The sequence below is a fragment of the Acidovorax sp. 93 genome, assembly GCF_003633835.1.
Classification (GTDB): Bacteria; Pseudomonadota; Gammaproteobacteria; order Burkholderiales; family Burkholderiaceae_C; genus Acidovorax; species Acidovorax facilis.
On record NZ_RBIT01000001.1, the window covers coordinates 2,494,922 to 2,509,616 of the forward strand.

The following is a 14,695-nucleotide window of genomic DNA, read 5'->3' on the forward strand; positions in this document are numbered from 1 at the left end:
TTATACCCAAGGCTCTGCCCTTCGATCTTGCGAAGCTGTGAATCGATGGCGTCTACCGAGTGTTGTACGCCATCACGATCTTTAATGGATAAGTTGCCTCGGTTTGCTCCGCCGCCCGCCGAACTCGTACGACGTACATCGTTTCCGGTTCAAACAGTACCAAGGCCGCACCATCCTCCCATCCTGAGGTGACGGTTAGGCCGCGAACGGCAGCCCGCCGCTACTTACCGGCGGCTCAAGATGCAAACGTGATCTTCTGCTTTGGGCCGGGAGCAGCCAGCCACTACCCCCTGGTTACTTGCCCAAAACCTGCCTATTTCACAGGGATCGGGTACCGACTACGCCAGACCCGTATGCGCCCGCAGCCACGCCGCAACATCCCCCGTCACCTCATCCCGATTCGTCTCATTCAAGATCTCATGCCGCGCGGCCGGGTACAGCTTGACCGCCACATCGGCCACACCGGCATCGCGATACCGCTGCCCCAGTTGCTCCAACAACACCCCGCCTGCGGCCAGCGGGTCTGCGTCGCCGGATGCGATGAGGATGGGCAGGTCGCTGCGGATGCGCGCGAGTTGTGCAGGGTCGGCCAGCCGGGGCGCGGGGGCGAAGAGTGAGGGGATCACATCGGGCGGCACGTCCCAGCCGCACCACGGGTCGGCCACGTAGGCGTCTACCTCTGCGGCGTCGCGCGACAGCCATTCGTAGCCGGTGCGGTGCTCAAAGCCTGCGTTGAAGGCCGCGAGCCCAGCGGGCGCATCAGCGGGCGCATTGGCCATGGCGGCTGCAAACAGGTCGAGGGAGGTGGAGCCTGACAGGATGACGCCGGACCAGATGGAGGAGTGGTCCAGGATGGCCGCCTGCGCTGCGAACGAGCCCATGGAGTGGCCGAACAAAAAGAGTGGGAGCTGCTGCGGCCTATGCTGCGCGCGCAGCAGTGCGCCGAACTGCGCCACGTCGGCAATGAGGCCGCTGAAGCCAGCGCTGCCAAAGTCGCCCAGCTTGCCATCGGCAGTGCGCCCGTGGCCGCGATGGTCCACGGCGTGGACGATGAAGCCTGCGGCGTTCAGGGCCCGCGCAAAGCGGTCGTAGCGCTCGCCATGCTCGGCAAGGCCGTGAGAGATTTGAACAACGCCCACTGGTTGGCCCGGGGTTTGGGCCCAGGTGTAGGTGGTGACCTGGGTGCCGTCTGCGTTGGATTGGAAGGAGGAGGTGGTGGTGCTCATCGTTTCATTCTGGCATGGGGTCTGACTGCGTGTCACGCGCACGCGCCCCCTCCCCTGCACTGCCATCACCATTCAATTCTTGCCCTGCCAAGGGTTCGCAGTCACCATCCACTGCAACCAGCCCACCACCCAATCCAGCATGCCGCTCCCCCCAGTTCTCGACCGTTTCCTCCAAGCCCAGGTGCCCGTCTGGCCCCGTGTGATCGCTGAGCTGCGGGCGGGCAAAAAGCGCACGCATTGGATGTGGTTTGTGTTTCCGCAGATCAATGGTCTGGGGCACAGCGACATGGCCCAGCGCTATGCCATCCAGTCGATGGCCGAGGCGCAGGCTTACCTAGCGCACCCGGTGCTCGCAGGCCGTTTGCGTGAGTGCTGCCAGATCCTGCTGGACCTGGAGACGTCTTCTGCGCTGGATGTGTTGGGCTCGCCAGACGACCTCAAGCTGCGCTCCAGCATGACGCTGTTTGGCGAAGCTTCTGCGCCGGGCAGCGTGTTCGAGGCGGTGCTGCAAAAGTATTTCGGCGGGGAAAAAGACCCGCGCACGATCCAACTGCTTGGGTAGCTTGCTGCTTGCTGGCTGCGCAGCTGCGGGCACCGTGTGTCTCGGGCAAGGCATGCCCCGGCGCGGCGGCCGGGCCGTTCAGGCTGTGGGCCGTGGGGGAATCGGGTGCGAAGCCCTTGCCTGCAGGCGCCCCGCCATCCCCTGCTGATGGGCCGTCTGCCTGCAGCGAAATTCGGTCGGGGTGCACCCGGCCTCGCGCTTGAAGAACTTGGCGAAGTTCGCCAGGTCGCTGTAGCCCAGGTTTTCGGCAACGCGCGCCACCGGCCAGGTGGTGTGGGCCAGCAAGCGCTTGGCCTCCAGAACGATGCGGGCGGAAATGAAGGCCTTGGGCGTGACCCCGGCTGCTTCCAGCGACGCGCGCACCAGGCTTTTCTCGGAGCAGCCCAGCTGCTGTGCGTACCGGGGCAGTTGGTGCCAGGTGGCAAAGTGCTTCTCCACCAGCAACTCAAACGCCTTGAATCTCTGCAGCGCGCGCCCCGGAGGAACGCGCTGCGCGGACTGCTGCTCGTGCGCCATGCGCAGCCGCGTCAGCAAGGCATAGAGCTGATAGCGCAACAGGGCATGGGCATGCAGCGATGCGGCGTGGGTCTGCGTGTCCTGGTGCATCTGCGCAATGGCCTGGGCAATCACCGGCGCGCTGTCGCTGCCCAGCGCCCACGCGGTGGGCAGGCGGTACAGCCCGTCGATCGGGGCCTGCGCCTGCGCGGCGGGGGCCGCTGCCCACAGAAATTCGGGGCGGAACAGCACCATCCACCCGTCCCAGTCCTGGGTGTCTCCAAAACTGTGGGCTTTGCCGGGCCGCAGGACCAGCACCGACCCCGGGCCGCAGCGCACGTGCTCGAAGTCCACCAGGTGGAGGCAGGTTCCCTGCGTCACAAAGATCAGGGTCGGAAAGGCGTAGCGGTAGGTGGACGCCAGCGCCTCACCGCCCACCCGTTGCCGCAGGTCCGATACCCGGAATATCTCCAGGTCGAGCGGGTACAGCCCCTCGGGCTGGTAGCTCAGGTGCTGGATGTCAGGGTGGCGGGCTGCGGTGGGTTTGTGGTGGCGTGGGGTCATGGGTCAGCAACGGCGGGGTGCAGGGGTTTGTCCTGAAGTGACAGTGAATCGCCCCATTTTCACAGTCTTCAGGGGCTTTGATTGTCCAACAATGACCTCACAGCGCCCACTGGGAGTTGCCCCAAAACCACCAAGGAATCCACATGCACGCCATAGAAATCGCCAAGACCTATATCCAAGCCGCACAAACCGGCGACCAGGCCACCCTCGGCCGCGTTATCTCGCCCGATGTGGTCTGGCACCAGCCGGGCAACAACCAGTTCTCGGGCACGCACCGTGGCATGGCCGCCGTGGGCCAGATGCTGGGCCAGATGATGGCCGTGTCGAAAGGGACGTTTGCGATCACCCGGGCCGACCACTACACGGCCAACGGAGATTGGGTGGCCGTGAGCATCGAGTTTGCTGGCGAGCGCGACGGCCTCACGCTCCAGCAGGCGGGTGTGGATCTGCTGCACATCGTGGATGGAAGGATCGTCGAGGTCCGCCTGTTCTCCAGCAATCCGGCGCAGGAAGACGCGTTCTGGGGCCAGTGACGGCCCACGGCCTGCCCTTGCCTGTGCGCCCTAGCCACCGGCTTGGGGCAGGCAACGCGGGTTTTTTGAGTCAAAAAGGGGCTTACCGCCCGTCTGTATTCATTATTAGCTATCTAATTTATAGCAATCAATTACCCACCAGATTGCACGCCCTGTGTGCACGCACCCGGCAACCCGCCTGCCGCAGGCGCGCATCCCGGCGCAGTAGCGCGGGGCGCGCGGGCGGCCTGCACCGCATCGCGAATCGCCTGCACCACCGCCTCGGGCTTCTCCAGGGGGATGCCGTGCCCGCTGTCCACCCACACCTGGGTGGAGCCTGGATAGAGATGCGCGATGTCAGCGCGTTTTCGGTGCACATCGTCGGCCAGTGCAGGGGAAGCCCCCGGGGTGCGCAGCGCGCTGAGCACAAACACGGGCACAGCGGGGTCCACCGGCAGGCTGGCAACGAGTTGCCCGGTGGCATCCAGCGCTGCCAGCTCCTGCTTGACCACGTCAGAGGTGCTCAGGCGGAAGGCCACTTTCAGCCATGTCGGCCACAGGTCTGGGTTGCCAGCCCCTCGCATCTGGTCGGGGTGGGTGGAGTCCACCAGCACCAGCGCCGCCACCTCGCCGGGGTATTGGCGCGCAAACAGCTGCATGTACAGGCCGCCCAGCGAATGGCCCACCAACACGTAGGGTGGCGGCAGCTTGCGGGCTTTGAGCAGCGCCCGCAGTTCCTCCACCACATGGGCGCCGTCACGGGGGCCTGGCGATGCCTCGCTGTGGCCGTAGCCTGCGCGGTTGTAAGCCAGCGCGGTGGTCTCCTGCACGGTGTCTGGCCAGACCTTGGCCCACCAATTGAGGCTTGCCCCCAGCCCGTTCTCGAACACCACCACCGGTGCGCCCTGCCCGGCCAGGGCATGTTCCACCGTGCGGCCGCCCGCCGTGTCGGTCACCACGCCGGGCACCGTGGCACAGCCCGCCAGACACACGGACAACCACAAGCCCGCCCACCGCCATCTTTTCATTTCGCCTTGACCATTTTGTTGAGTGAAGCCGCCCCACCTGCCGGTGCAAGCCAGGGCTTTTGCAAACCTGCCGGGGGCGCGCCAAGGCTGCACATCAGGCCGCCACAAACACGCCGTGCAGCCCCAGCGGCAGTGCATACGGCAGCGTGGCCTGCGCCACGGGGCCTTCGGCCAGCGCGTCGGCGGCAAAACACGACAGCAGGGTTTGCTTGCGGGCGTAGTCCAGCGCGGTGCCCAGCACCCAGCCGGGGCCGCGCGCGTCGGGCACGCAGACATGCTCTTCCACGATGGTGTGGGGGCCGTAGCGGTAGCGCTGCGAGGCGCCGGTCTCCACGTTGGTGGAGGCAATGGCGCCCCACAGCGGCAGGCCGCCCTGGGTGCCGGTGGCATGGACGACCTGGCGGTGCCGCTGCCCCACCCGCCGGGGGTCGATGCGCGGAAACTCCGCCTCCACGCCCAGGCTGGCCTGGGTGGCTTTGCCGGTGCGCAAATCCAGGCGGGCCACCGTCAGCACCGGGCCTGCCGAGCCCGCCAGCCGGGCACGCATCACCTCGCGCGTGTCGGTGAGGACGCCGGATGCGTCGGTGGCGCGCGCGTAGTCGAGATGAATCACCGTGCCGCTGGCGGTTTGCTCCTCCCAGGCGTTGCCCAGGTGGAACAGAAAGCCCGCAGGCAGGTGAAACATCTGCTGCCGCTTCCAGTCCTGCTTGTGGACCACCAGCACACGCATGCCCAGCTCGGGGCGCCATTGGTGCGCGTCCAGCACACTCGCACCGGCCAGGCGGCGCTGCGCGTCGTACACCAGCGGGGGCAGCAGGAAGACGAGGTGCCCGGCCGTGACCGCAAAGTCGTGCACCATGGGCATGTGGCTGAGCGGGAACGCATCGGCGCGGCGCAGCGCCCCTGCAGGCGTGATTTCGTACAGCAGCAACAGGCCGTGGTGGGAGTCCACGCCAAAGTTCCAGATCGTGCCGTCGGGCTCCACCCGGGGGTGGGCCGAGAAGGGCACGCCTGCCAGGTCTGCGCGCCAGGTCTTGAGGCCCCGGGTCTCCAGCGTGCGGGGGTCCAGGCGCGTGGCCGAGCCGCCCTCCCACAGCGCCAGCACATCGTCACCCACGGGCAGCATGCTGATGTTGGCGGCGTTCATGCTGTCGGGCGAGCTGGGTGGCTCGCGGCCCGGGAACACGGTGCCAAAGCCTTCGGTCAGCCTGCGGCCCGCCTGGACTTCGGCCAGCCGCTTGGCGGTGGCCACATAGCGGCCCTGGTGGTTCACCGTGTTGCCGTCGATCAAAAAACGGTGGGCCATCCCGTCGCCGTCAAACCAGTGCTGGTAGCGCTCTCCACCCAGGTCGTGGCCCGCCGGGCCCACGCGGTACAACGTGCCCGCCACGGCATCCGGGAAGCGCCCGCGCACCCTGGCTGCTGTCAGAGGAATGTCTGCCGCCGCAGTGGCAAACGCCGGCTTCCACGGCGCCTCGGACGCCTCGAACTGGGTGTGCCAGTTGGCGGAAGACGCATGAGCGTGCGCCGCGCGGGGCGCCTGGGATGCCAGGGACGCAAGCAAGGGGCCGCCGCCAGCGGCCATGAGCCGCAGCACCAGATCACGGCGATGGATGGACATGAGTACGCCTCCAGGGGGCTAGCGCAGGCGGATGGTGATGCTGTGGTCGGCATCCAGCGGCACGGCTGCCGCGTCGAAACCGGGCGGGCCCATGCGGCCCCGGGCGTCGTTGGAGAAGCCATACCGCTCTGTGGGCAGGCCCAGCAGGTTGGTGTCCAGCTTGGCGTTGCCGTTTTCGTCGGCAAACGACTTGACCACGTAGCGCCCGGCGGGCAAGCCACTGAACACCAGTTGCGCGGCACCGTCGCGCAGTTCGATCTTTTGCGAGACCACGGCCTGGTTGCTGGCAAATGCATCGGCCGAGTCAAACACGGCCAGGTAGAGCGTGGCTGGCGCAGCGGGGCCGTCGGTCACGGCAACCCGCAGGTCCGCCGCGCTGGCCGCCAGGGGCAGCCAGGCCGCAGCCATCAACAGGGTGGTGTGGATCCCCTTCATGGCGTTCTGCGTGCGGGGCTGCGTGGAAGGTGGGAGCGCAAATATCAGCACCGCCCGGCCGCTTTCAGCAAGGCGTTGCACTCGGGGCTGGCATTGCGGCCACGGGCGGCAGGCGCCGGGGATGCTGCTGGCGCTGCGGCTGCAGGGCTGCTGCTACCGCTCTTGCTGCCCACCATGGCTGTGCAGATGGCGTCGGAATGGGGTGTTCGCCCAAAGCTCATGGCCTTCTGAAAGCCTGTGGCGCCGTACACGTAACACCGGTAGGTGGCGCCGTCGCGGGTGTTGACGGTGTAGTTGACCCGGCCACCGGTTTCCTCCTGGCGATCGGTGATGGTGAACTGGTCGGCAGTCCGCCCGATGGCTTGCGCCGTACGCTGCTCCAGGCCCGACTGGTCAAGGGTGGAAGCGCAACCGGCGAAGAGCGCCAGGGTCAGCGCCCCCGCAGACCAGCGAACAAAGCGGGTGCGGTGCGATGAATGGGAAGAAACAGACATGACAGGCTCCTTGGGATCAATGGGGAATGAACAAAACGGCTCGGCAAGAACCAGCAGGCAAAACAACTCCCTGCGTCCCCAAAAGGGCCGCATGCGTTGCGGTGAAAGGAGGAGGAAAAATCAGCCCGGTTTGCGGGCCACGACAAAGGCACGGATGTCCTTGCCGCGCGTGCCATGCCGCTCGGCGCAGACGATCTGCAGGCCCTGCTGCACCATGGCCGACTGCAGCCGCTGTTCGCCAAAACACAGCACGGGCGGGGCCTTGCCAATGGCGCGCATCAGCGGCACGGCCAGGTAGGGAATCAGCGGGTTCATCTCGGCAAGGCAAGCTGTCTTGGAGATCAGCAACCCACCCGGCCGCAGCACCTGCACCACCTGCTTGAGCGCATCGTCGAGGTCGCTCGCCAGGTGCAGCACGTTGAAGGCCAGCACCGCGTCATACGCCCCGTGCCCAAAGGCCTCTGCCTCGGCGTCGGCCACGGCAAAACGCAGCTGTGGCGAGGGCTGCGCGGCCAGCCGCTGCTGGGCAATGGCAATCATCTGGGGCGAGACATCGGTGGCCAGCAAGCTGCGGGTGAAAGGTGCCAGGCGCAGCGCCGTGCTGCCCGTGCCGCAGCCAATCTCCAGCACGTCATGCTGGGTGGACAGCAGGCCCTGCACGCGCTGCAGTGTGGCCTCATACCCCGCCAGGTCGGCAATGGGGTCGGCTGCATACTTGGGCGCGATGCGGTCCCAGAACCGCGCTTGGGACGCCGCAGCCGAACGGACCGCAGAGGGAGAAGCGCTGGAGGCGGGAGCAATGGCGGGCAAAGACATGGATACGGTTCGGGGGAAGTGCTGACGCGGTGGAATGCAGGAAGGAGCAACACCCGGATGCTATCCATGCATTGAAGCGCAGGAAACTGCGGTAAATTGCAGTGAACATATACGTTTACGCATGGATAACCTCGACTGGAATCAGCTAAAAGCCTTTCTGCAAACGGCCCAGACCGGCTCACTGTCTGCCGCCGCGCGCAAGCTGGGCCTGACCCAACCCACCCTGAGCCGGCAGGTGGCCGCCATTGAGCAGCAGATGGGGGTGACGCTGTTCGAGCGCGTGGGCAAGGCCATGGTGCTCACGCCCACGGGGCTGGACCTGTTGGAACACGCCCGCGCCATGGGCGCTGCCGCCGAGGCGCTGGGCTTGGCGGCTAGCGGGCGGTCGCAAGCGGTAGGGGGCGTGGTGTCGGTGTCGGCCACCGACGCCGTGGCCGCCTACCTGCTGCCGCCCATCGTGCAGCGCCTGCGCGCGCAGGAGCCAGGCATTGCCGTCGAAGTGATCTCGTCCAACGCGCTGAGCGACCTGCTGCGCCGCGAGGCCGACATTGCCATCCGCCACGTCAAGCCCGAGCAGCCCGACCTGATCGCTCGCCTGATCCGTGAGGCACAGGCCTACTTCTACGCCTCAGAGGACTGGGTCCAGGCCCACGGCCATCCACGCAACGCACAGGAGGCCGCACGCTTGCCCTTTGTGGGCTCAGACCGCAATGGCCAATACCTGGCGTACCTGCGCCAGCACGGGCTAAACCTGAGCGAGGACAACTTCAGCTGCTACTCCGACCACACCGTGGCCCACTGGGCGCTGGTGTGCCAGGGCATGGGCATCGGCGCCATGATGACCGAGATCGCGCGCAAGACGCCGGGCATGGTCCGGGTGCTGGACGACCTGCCGCCAGTGCGCTTTCCCATCTGGCTGGTGTCCCACCGCGAGCTGCGCACCTCGCGGCGGATTCGGGTGGTGTTTGAGGCGCTCGCCGAGGGTTTGCAGGGCGAGGACTGAGGGCGCGCCGTTGCGCCTCTGCGCGGCCCTTCGCGCGCCCGGCCCTGCCGTGGACTAGGGCCTCTGTTCACACTATTTTTCGCCAGTGCGAAGAGGCCCTAACCTCCATCCACCGTGTGCGACGTGCCTAGACGCACCCGGTACCCCGCCGACAGCAGGTGCACATCCCAGCGCTGCTGCACCGCCCCCCATATGCCCCTGGGCAAAAACAGCGCAAACAGCATGGCAATGGCGCCCAGGCCGATGAGGTAGAGCACGCCCTGCCCGCCCCATAGCGTTTCCACCGCAAAGAAAAGCAGCGCGCCGAGGATGGGGCCTTCCATGGTGCCTATCCCCCCCACCAACACCATGAAGATCATGTAGGCCGTCCACTGCACGCTGAAATAGGTCTTGGGCTGAAAGCTGATGGACGTGGCGAGCCACAGGCCGCCCGCCAGGGCGCAGCCAAACGCCGACAGCACAAACACCAGCCGCTTGATGGCGACCGCACGCACACCGAGCGAGATGGCTGCCACCTCGTTGTCGCGAATGGCCTGCGCGGCCGTGCCCACCTTGCTGCGCAGGAGCAGGAAGACCACCCAGCACAGCCCTGCCATGGCGGCGAGCGCGGCCCAATACGTGTAGGCACGCCGGTCGTCGGCCGCATACTGCTGCAGCGCGATCATCGAGGTGCCCGTCTCGCCCTGCACCAAGCTATCGAGGTTCACACACAGGTGGGCCAGCGCGGCCACCACCCACATGCCGATCGCAAATTCGCCGCCCTGCAGGCGCAGCATGAAAGCCGCCAGCGGCACCGCCACCAAGGCCACCAGCACAGCACCCACCAGCAGCGCCGGGTACGGGCCCAGGCCCGCATCGGCCAGCCGCACCATGGCGTAGGCCCCGAGGCCAAAGAACGCCTGGTGGCCAATCGACACCAGCCCGGCGTAGCCCGCCAGCGCGTTCCACATCACGGCGAGGATCACGTAGATGAACAACGTAGTGAGCCGGTCCACCGTGCCCGCCTGCAGCCACAGCGGCCCCAGGCAGAGCACGGCCAGCAGCAGCACGGTGGCGCTGGCGAAGGCGATGGACGCGCGCGTCCATCGCTGGATGACCCATGGGGATGGGCCCGTGATTGCGGAGGGAACAGAGATCGTTGGAACAGTCATGGCACAGCCCTGCGGCGGGAGGAGAAGAACCTGCGCAGCGCACCGCTCGCGTAGAGCCGGGCCAGCAGGATGACCAAAAAAGTGGCGTGCCCGGCGATGAGAAACCCCTGGGGATGCACCTGCGCCCCCAGGTTCTGCGCCACGCCCAGCACCACACCGCCCAGCAAGGTGCCCCACAGCGATCCGGCGCCGCCGATGATGACGGCCTCAAACGCAAAGATCAGTTGCTGCGGGCCTGAGAACGGATCGAACGTGGCGCGCAGGGCCAGCGACGCCCCTGCCAGCGTGACAGTGACCATGGTGATGGCCGAAGCCGCGGCGAACACCGTGCCGGTGCGCACGCCCACCAGGCGCGCGGTGTCGGCGTCTTCCGACGCTGCGAGGATCTGCCGCCCCAGCGCCGTGTGCGCCAGCATGGCGTGCAGACCGCCCAGCAGCAGCACCGCCAGCACCAGCACCAGGGTGGGCAACTGCCCCACATACAGGCCGCCGGGCAGCTCCCAGCTGTCATAGGCCAGCGTGCCGATGGAGGTGGCCAGCGAACGCGTGTCGGCACCAAAGTGCTGGAACAGCACGTTGTCGATCATGCTGGCCAGGCCAAACGTGGCCAGCAGGGGCACCAGCGCGCCCAGGCGCGCGCTGCGCTCCAGCACCAGCTTGTGCAGCAGCCAGCCCAGCAGTGCCATGGCAGGCACCACCGCCAGCAGGGCCAGCAGCGGATGCCAGCCCATCGGTTCGGCCAGCACCCACAGCAGGTAGGCCGCCACCACCGTCAGGCTGCCGTGGGCCAGGTTGATGATGCGCATCACCCCGAACATGAACGACAGGCCGCAGGCGAGCAAGGCGTAGTAGCCGCCGAGCAATAGGCCCTGGACGATCTGATTGAGAAGGTTCATGCGGCCTCCTTGTGGGCGGGGTGGAAGTGGATCGCGTGGTTGGCAGCTTCGCCATCGGCATTGCCAGTGGCGTGGCTGCCGGGCGCAGCTTCAGGCCGCTGCGCGCCAAAGTAAAACGCGGTGATCTGCGCACGGGTGAGCTGGTCGGCGGGCGCATCGGCTACCACACTGCCTTCGAGCATGCAGACAATGCGACTGGCGACGGCCTGCACGCGCTGCAAATCCTGCTCTACCAATACCAGCGTAGTGCCCTGCCCCACCACGCCACGCAGCGCGTCGTACACGCCCTGCACGGCCAGGGGCGACAGGCCCAGCGAGACCTCGTCGAGCAGCAGCACGCGCGGGTTGGTCATGAGCGCGCGGCCAATGGCCACGGCCTGTTGCTGCCCGCCCGACAGCTCGCCCGCGCGGGCGTTCAGCTTCGGCGCAAGCTGCGGGAAAGCGTCCAGCACGGTGTCAAAACTCCACTGTCCGCGCCGGCCCGCCGCGCGGGCCACCAGCAGGTTTTCGCGCACGGTCATGCCCGCAAACAGGCGCCGCCCCTCGGGCACCAGGGCCAGGCCCTCAGCCACACGCTGGTGGGCGGGCAGGCGGGTGATGTCCACGCCCTCCCACCGCACCGTGCCGCTGCTGGCGCGGTGGGCACCGGCCAGCGTGCGCAGCAGCGTGGTCTTGCCCGCGCCGTTGGCCCCCACCAGGGCCAGGACGTCGCTCGTGTGCACCTGCAGCGACACATTGCGCACGGCAGGCAGCTGCCCGTGGTGGGCGTTCAGGCCCTCAATGCTCAACAACGCGCTCATGCGACCACCCCGCCCAGATAGGCCTCGACCACGGTCGCATCGCTCAGCACGGCCTGCGGGTCGCCGCTGGCAATGATCCGTCCGCCATCCATGCACACTTGGCGTGTGGCCACCTGCAGCAGCACATGCACCATGTGTTCGATCCAGACGATGGCGATGCGCTGGCTGCGAAGGGTGCGCACCAGGTCCACCAGTTCACTGGCCTCGGCATCGGTCAGCCCGCCGCCGATCTCGTCGAGCAGCAGCACCTGGGGGCCGGTGGCCAGCGCCCGCACCAGCTCCAGCCGCTTGCGGCCGAGCAGGCCCAGCGTCTCTGCACGGCGGTTGGCCAGCGCCTCCATGCCACACAGGCGCAGGCACTCCATGGCCCGGTCACCCGCATCGCGGGCGTGCAGGCCCGCGCCATGCGTGGCGCCGGTGAGCACGTTTTCAAACACCGTCATGCCCAGGAACGGCCGAGGCACCTGGTGGGTGCGCGCAATACCTGCACGGCAGCGGTCTGCCGCGCTGCGGGCGCTCACATCCACACCCTGGAACCACACGGCGCCCTGGCTTGGCGCAAACGCTCCGGCCAACACGTTCAGCAGCGTGGTCTTGCCCGCACCGTTGGGCCCGACAATGCCCACGGCCTCGTCACTGCCCACTGAAAAATCGAGCCGGTCCAGCACTTTGAGCGCACCAAACCGCATGTCGATGCCCTGCGCCTGCAGCAGCAACGGCTGCTGCTGCGGCCCGCCCGCTGACGGGCTCCAAAGGGGTTGTGGATGTCGCATGGAGATCAGCTGTAGGACTTGAGCGCCGCCGCCACGGGGATGTTGCGGTCGGTGGCGTTCTCGGTGACGAGGAGGTCGAGCTTGAACTTGCTGCCCGCTGCGGGCTTGACCCACTGCGCGCCCACCACCGGTGTCACCGACACGTTGGGCACAGGCCCCTTGGCAAAGTCCACCGGACCTTGCATGGTGGTGGCCTTGAGCGTGCTGATGGCCTTGGCCAGCGCCGCCTTGTCGCGGGGGTTGGTGCTGGCTTTGAGCGCCTCGGTGCCTGCATCGAACAGCGACATGGTGGAGCCCAGCATCTGTGTCCACTGCTTGCCGGTGCTGGCCTCATACGCATCGGCCAGCTGCACGCCCGTGAGGCCTGTGAGCGCTGACGCGTAGGGAAAGCTCTTGTGCCAGAAGCATCCAGCGCCTAGGTTCAGCGCCAGCAGGCCCAGGGCCTCCACCTGCGAGGGCACAAGGCCCGTCTTCGCGATCTGCGCAATCTTCACCATGCGCGTGTAGCCCTGCTGCGCCGCCTGCCGCCAGAAGGTGGCGAAGTCTGGCGGAATGGGGAAGGTGTTGAAGATCTCGCAGCGCTCGGCCTTGAACTTGGCGATCTGTGCTGAGTAGTCGGTGGTGCCGTTCTCATACGGCCCGGCGTCCACCACGGTGAAGCCCGCCTTGGCCAGCTCAGGCGCCAACGTGGCGCGAATCGCGTTGCCATCGGCATCGTTGGGGTACAGCACGCCAATCTTCTTGTTGGTGGGCAACGCCGCGAACTGCGAGGTGTACGACGTGGTGAAGCTGCCTCCGCCAAACGAGAAGTGGTACGTCCACTTGAAGGGCGATGGCGCGCCGGGCTTGGCGCCCCGGCCAAAGTACCAGGCCTCCCACGGCATCACCGTAGACAGGCAGGGCACGCCCGCCGCCTCGCACGCATCCGACACCGGGTTCACCGTTTCGGGTGTGGTGGTGGTCAGCATGAGGTCGATCTTGTCGCTGTTGATCAGCGCCTTGGCCAGCTGGCTGGCACGGGCCGGGTCGGACTGGGTGTCGCGGTCCAGAATCTCCACCGCGTACTTCACGCCGCCAATGGTCAGGCCCGCCGCCAGCGTCTTGCGCACCTGTGCCAGGATGAAGGTGTCGGTTTCGCCCAGCGCGCCCAGCGGGCCGGTGCGTGGGCTGATGAAGCCGACCTTGAGCACGGGCGCGGCGCCTGCGGCCTGGGCCCATAGCGGGCGGGCACCCAGTGCGAGGCTGCCAGCGCCTGCAGCAGCGATCAGCCCACGGCGCGAGATGGTGGGGGATGCGGCCTGCGCAGCGTCTGCGGCGGGCACCGTGGATTCAGGGGTGTTGGTTGTCATGGTGAAGTTCTCCAGCGATCGGTTGCGGGGTTCAGAAAGGGATGGTGGTCTTGAGCCAGAACTGCGAGCCCTGGGCGCGGTTGCGCACGCCGAACTCCTTTTCCACCTTGGCGGTGATGAGCCAGCCCTTGCCATTGGCATAGCGCACCGAGGGGCCGATGGACTGGCTGCGGCCACGCGATCCCGCCAGCGCCACACCGCCCACCTTGTCGTCGCTCCACTGCCGGTAGACATAGCCGCCCACACCCACTACCCAGCCATTGCCCAGGCCCCAGCCTGCGGCGTAGTCCACGATGAGTTCACGGCCCGAGCGGTAGTTGGTGTCGCTGTTGGTGCGGTTGAAGTTGAGGGTGGCCTTCACGTCGCCGTTGAAGCCGCTGGGGTCCATCCAGGTCAGCACGCCCAGGGGCTGCAGCGACAGGTAGTTGCGCCCAATGTTGGCCTGGCGCGTGCGGTCATACGCCCCGGTGGGCAGCACGGCATCGAGCCCCAGCACGCTGTGAAGCTGCGGGGAGTGGTGCCAGGCCACCGAGCCCCCCACCGTCACATCGCCCAGTCCGGTGCGCGAATCGCTCGCGCCCCCGGCGCGCACCGACAGATCCACCAGCGGGAAGATGGCGTGGGCCGCCACATGGCCGCCCAGCGCCTGCTGGGGGGTGATCCAGATCAGGCGCGTGGCAGCGGCGGCGGCCCGCACCTTGAAACCGGGGATGGGCACGGCGTTTCCCTGGCCATCGTTCACGCGGCTGGTGGTGTAGTAGTTGACGTACTCCAGCACATACAGCCCGGGCGGCGGCGCAGCGCCTGCCACGAAGTTCTCAGTGCCCAGCGGGTAGGTGGAGCCCCCGCCCTCGGTGGCGAACGCCGCTGCACCCAGCGTGCTGGCCAGGGCCAGCGCGGCGAGGCGGCTTGTCTTGGGGGGCGATGCTTTCAGTCTCTCCAGTGTTTTCATGTCGTTTGTCTCCTCGTT

At 67.2% G+C, this 14,695-nt stretch carries 16 protein-coding genes; 3 read left to right on the forward strand and 13 right to left on the reverse strand.

Annotation, left to right across the window (positions count from 1 at the left end; all coding sequences use genetic code 11):
• Positions 1-338: 338 nt before the first annotated feature.
• The gene (locus C8C93_RS11365; RefSeq protein ID WP_121506961.1) at positions 339-1,226 is read right to left on the reverse strand and encodes an alpha/beta fold hydrolase; all 888 of its coding nucleotides are present in this window, start codon (positions 1,224-1,226) and stop codon (positions 339-341) included.
• Between the two features lie 139 nt (positions 1,227-1,365).
• On the opposite strand from C8C93_RS11365, the gene C8C93_RS11370 reads away from it, so the two are divergent.
• A complete protein-coding gene (locus C8C93_RS11370; RefSeq protein ID WP_121508756.1) occupies positions 1,366-1,788 on the forward strand; it encodes a DUF1810 domain-containing protein in 423 nt (140 codons plus the stop codon).
• A gap of 78 nt (positions 1,789-1,866) precedes the next feature.
• On the opposite strand, the gene C8C93_RS11375 is transcribed toward C8C93_RS11370, so the two are convergent.
• On the reverse strand, positions 1,867-2,847 hold the full coding sequence (locus C8C93_RS11375; RefSeq protein WP_121506962.1) for an AraC family transcriptional regulator: 981 nt from the start codon (positions 2,845-2,847) through the stop codon (positions 1,867-1,869).
• Between the two features lie 143 nt (positions 2,848-2,990).
• Between C8C93_RS11375 and C8C93_RS11380 the strand changes: the two genes are divergently transcribed.
• Positions 2,991-3,380: a nuclear transport factor 2 family protein gene (locus tag C8C93_RS11380; protein WP_121506963.1), complete on the forward strand. Its 390-nt coding sequence runs from the start codon at positions 2,991-2,993 to the stop codon at positions 3,378-3,380.
• 131 nt (positions 3,381-3,511) lie between these two features.
• Here C8C93_RS11380 and C8C93_RS11385 read toward each other — a convergent pair whose 3' ends face one another.
• The 5 genes from C8C93_RS11385 to C8C93_RS11405 all read right to left on the reverse strand — a co-directional run bounded on the left by C8C93_RS11385 (position 3,512) and on the right by C8C93_RS11405 (position 7,753).
• Complete coding sequence (locus C8C93_RS11385; protein WP_121506964.1) at positions 3,512-4,387, reverse strand: alpha/beta fold hydrolase; 876 nt, start codon at positions 4,385-4,387, stop codon at positions 3,512-3,514.
• Between the two features lie 94 nt (positions 4,388-4,481).
• Positions 4,482-6,002 (reverse strand): carotenoid oxygenase family protein, encoded by a 1,521-nt coding sequence (locus C8C93_RS11390; RefSeq protein ID WP_121508757.1) that lies wholly within the window; start codon positions 6,000-6,002, stop codon positions 4,482-4,484.
• 24 nt (positions 6,003-6,026) lie between these two features.
• A complete protein-coding gene (locus C8C93_RS11395; RefSeq protein WP_121508758.1) occupies positions 6,027-6,443 on the reverse strand; it encodes a DUF2141 domain-containing protein in 417 nt (138 codons plus the stop codon).
• 44 nt (positions 6,444-6,487) lie between these two features.
• Positions 6,488-6,937, reverse strand: coding sequence for a hypothetical protein (locus C8C93_RS11400; protein ID WP_233559350.1), 450 nt, complete (start codon positions 6,935-6,937; stop codon positions 6,488-6,490).
• A 120-nt stretch (positions 6,938-7,057) separates the two neighbouring features.
• Positions 7,058-7,753 (reverse strand): class I SAM-dependent methyltransferase, encoded by a 696-nt coding sequence (locus C8C93_RS11405; protein ID WP_121506965.1) that lies wholly within the window; start codon positions 7,751-7,753, stop codon positions 7,058-7,060.
• Between the two features lie 121 nt (positions 7,754-7,874).
• Between C8C93_RS11405 and C8C93_RS11410 the strand changes: the two genes are divergently transcribed.
• A complete protein-coding gene (locus tag C8C93_RS11410; RefSeq protein ID WP_121506966.1) occupies positions 7,875-8,756 on the forward strand; it encodes a LysR family transcriptional regulator in 882 nt (293 codons plus the stop codon).
• 98 nt (positions 8,757-8,854) lie between these two features.
• Here C8C93_RS11410 and C8C93_RS11415 read toward each other — a convergent pair whose 3' ends face one another.
• From C8C93_RS11415 to C8C93_RS11440, 6 genes are read right to left on the reverse strand one after another with little or no spacing between them, the layout of a single operon-like run.
• Complete coding sequence (locus tag C8C93_RS11415; RefSeq protein ID WP_121506967.1) at positions 8,855-9,907, reverse strand: branched-chain amino acid ABC transporter permease; 1,053 nt, start codon at positions 9,905-9,907, stop codon at positions 8,855-8,857.
• The gene (locus C8C93_RS11420; protein ID WP_121506968.1) at positions 9,904-10,803 is read right to left on the reverse strand and encodes a branched-chain amino acid ABC transporter permease; all 900 of its coding nucleotides are present in this window, start codon (positions 10,801-10,803) and stop codon (positions 9,904-9,906) included. Before C8C93_RS11420 ends, C8C93_RS11415 begins: the two co-directional genes overlap by 4 nt.
• Positions 10,800-11,603, reverse strand: coding sequence for an ABC transporter ATP-binding protein (locus C8C93_RS11425; protein WP_121506969.1), 804 nt, complete (start codon positions 11,601-11,603; stop codon positions 10,800-10,802). Before C8C93_RS11425 ends, C8C93_RS11420 begins: the two co-directional genes overlap by 4 nt.
• Positions 11,600-12,376 carry an ABC transporter ATP-binding protein gene (locus C8C93_RS11430; protein WP_233559356.1) on the reverse strand — a complete coding sequence of 259 codons (777 nt, stop codon included), beginning with the start codon at positions 12,374-12,376 and terminating at the stop codon, positions 11,600-11,602. The genes C8C93_RS11425 and C8C93_RS11430 overlap by 4 nt, the downstream gene beginning before the upstream one ends.
• Positions 12,377-12,381: 5 nt before the next feature.
• Positions 12,382-13,725 carry an ABC transporter substrate-binding protein gene (locus C8C93_RS11435; protein WP_121506970.1) on the reverse strand — a complete coding sequence of 448 codons (1,344 nt, stop codon included), beginning with the start codon at positions 13,723-13,725 and terminating at the stop codon, positions 12,382-12,384.
• 31 nt (positions 13,726-13,756) lie between these two features.
• Positions 13,757-14,677 carry a transporter gene (locus C8C93_RS11440; protein ID WP_199727017.1) on the reverse strand — a complete coding sequence of 307 codons (921 nt, stop codon included), beginning with the start codon at positions 14,675-14,677 and terminating at the stop codon, positions 13,757-13,759.
• Between the last annotated feature and the right edge of the window lie 18 nt (positions 14,678-14,695).

What these genes read in the sequence shown, in the direction of transcription:
- C8C93_RS11365 (WP_121506961.1), bottom strand. Translation starts at nt 1,226, where the DNA reads ATGAGCACCACCACCTCCTCCTTCCAATCCAACGCAGACGGCACCCAG.
- C8C93_RS11370 (WP_121508756.1), top strand. Translation starts at nt 1,366, where the DNA reads ATGCCGCTCCCCCCAGTTCTCGACCGTTTCCTCCAAGCCCAGGTGCCC.
- C8C93_RS11375 (WP_121506962.1), bottom strand. Translation starts at nt 2,847, where the DNA reads ATGACCCCACGCCACCACAAACCCACCGCAGCCCGCCACCCTGACATC.
- C8C93_RS11380 (WP_121506963.1), top strand. Translation starts at nt 2,991, where the DNA reads ATGCACGCCATAGAAATCGCCAAGACCTATATCCAAGCCGCACAAACC.
- C8C93_RS11385 (WP_121506964.1), bottom strand. Translation starts at nt 4,387, where the DNA reads ATGAAAAGATGGCGGTGGGCGGGCTTGTGGTTGTCCGTGTGTCTGGCG.
- C8C93_RS11395 (WP_121508758.1), bottom strand. Translation starts at nt 6,443, where the DNA reads ATGAAGGGGATCCACACCACCCTGTTGATGGCTGCGGCCTGGCTGCCC.
- C8C93_RS11400 (WP_233559350.1), bottom strand. Translation starts at nt 6,937, where the DNA reads ATGTCTGTTTCTTCCCATTCATCGCACCGCACCCGCTTTGTTCGCTGG.
- C8C93_RS11405 (WP_121506965.1), bottom strand. Translation starts at nt 7,753, where the DNA reads ATGTCTTTGCCCGCCATTGCTCCCGCCTCCAGCGCTTCTCCCTCTGCG.
- C8C93_RS11410 (WP_121506966.1), top strand. Translation starts at nt 7,875, where the DNA reads ATGGATAACCTCGACTGGAATCAGCTAAAAGCCTTTCTGCAAACGGCC.
- C8C93_RS11415 (WP_121506967.1), bottom strand. Translation starts at nt 9,907, where the DNA reads ATGACTGTTCCAACGATCTCTGTTCCCTCCGCAATCACGGGCCCATCC.
- C8C93_RS11420 (WP_121506968.1), bottom strand. Translation starts at nt 10,803, where the DNA reads ATGAACCTTCTCAATCAGATCGTCCAGGGCCTATTGCTCGGCGGCTAC.
- C8C93_RS11425 (WP_121506969.1), bottom strand. Translation starts at nt 11,603, where the DNA reads ATGAGCGCGTTGTTGAGCATTGAGGGCCTGAACGCCCACCACGGGCAG.
- C8C93_RS11430 (WP_233559356.1), bottom strand. Translation starts at nt 12,376, where the DNA reads ATGCGACATCCACAACCCCTTTGGAGCCCGTCAGCGGGCGGGCCGCAG.
- C8C93_RS11435 (WP_121506970.1), bottom strand. Translation starts at nt 13,725, where the DNA reads ATGACAACCAACACCCCTGAATCCACGGTGCCCGCCGCAGACGCTGCG.
- C8C93_RS11440 (WP_199727017.1), bottom strand. Translation starts at nt 14,677, where the DNA reads ATGAAAACACTGGAGAGACTGAAAGCATCGCCCCCCAAGACAAGCCGC.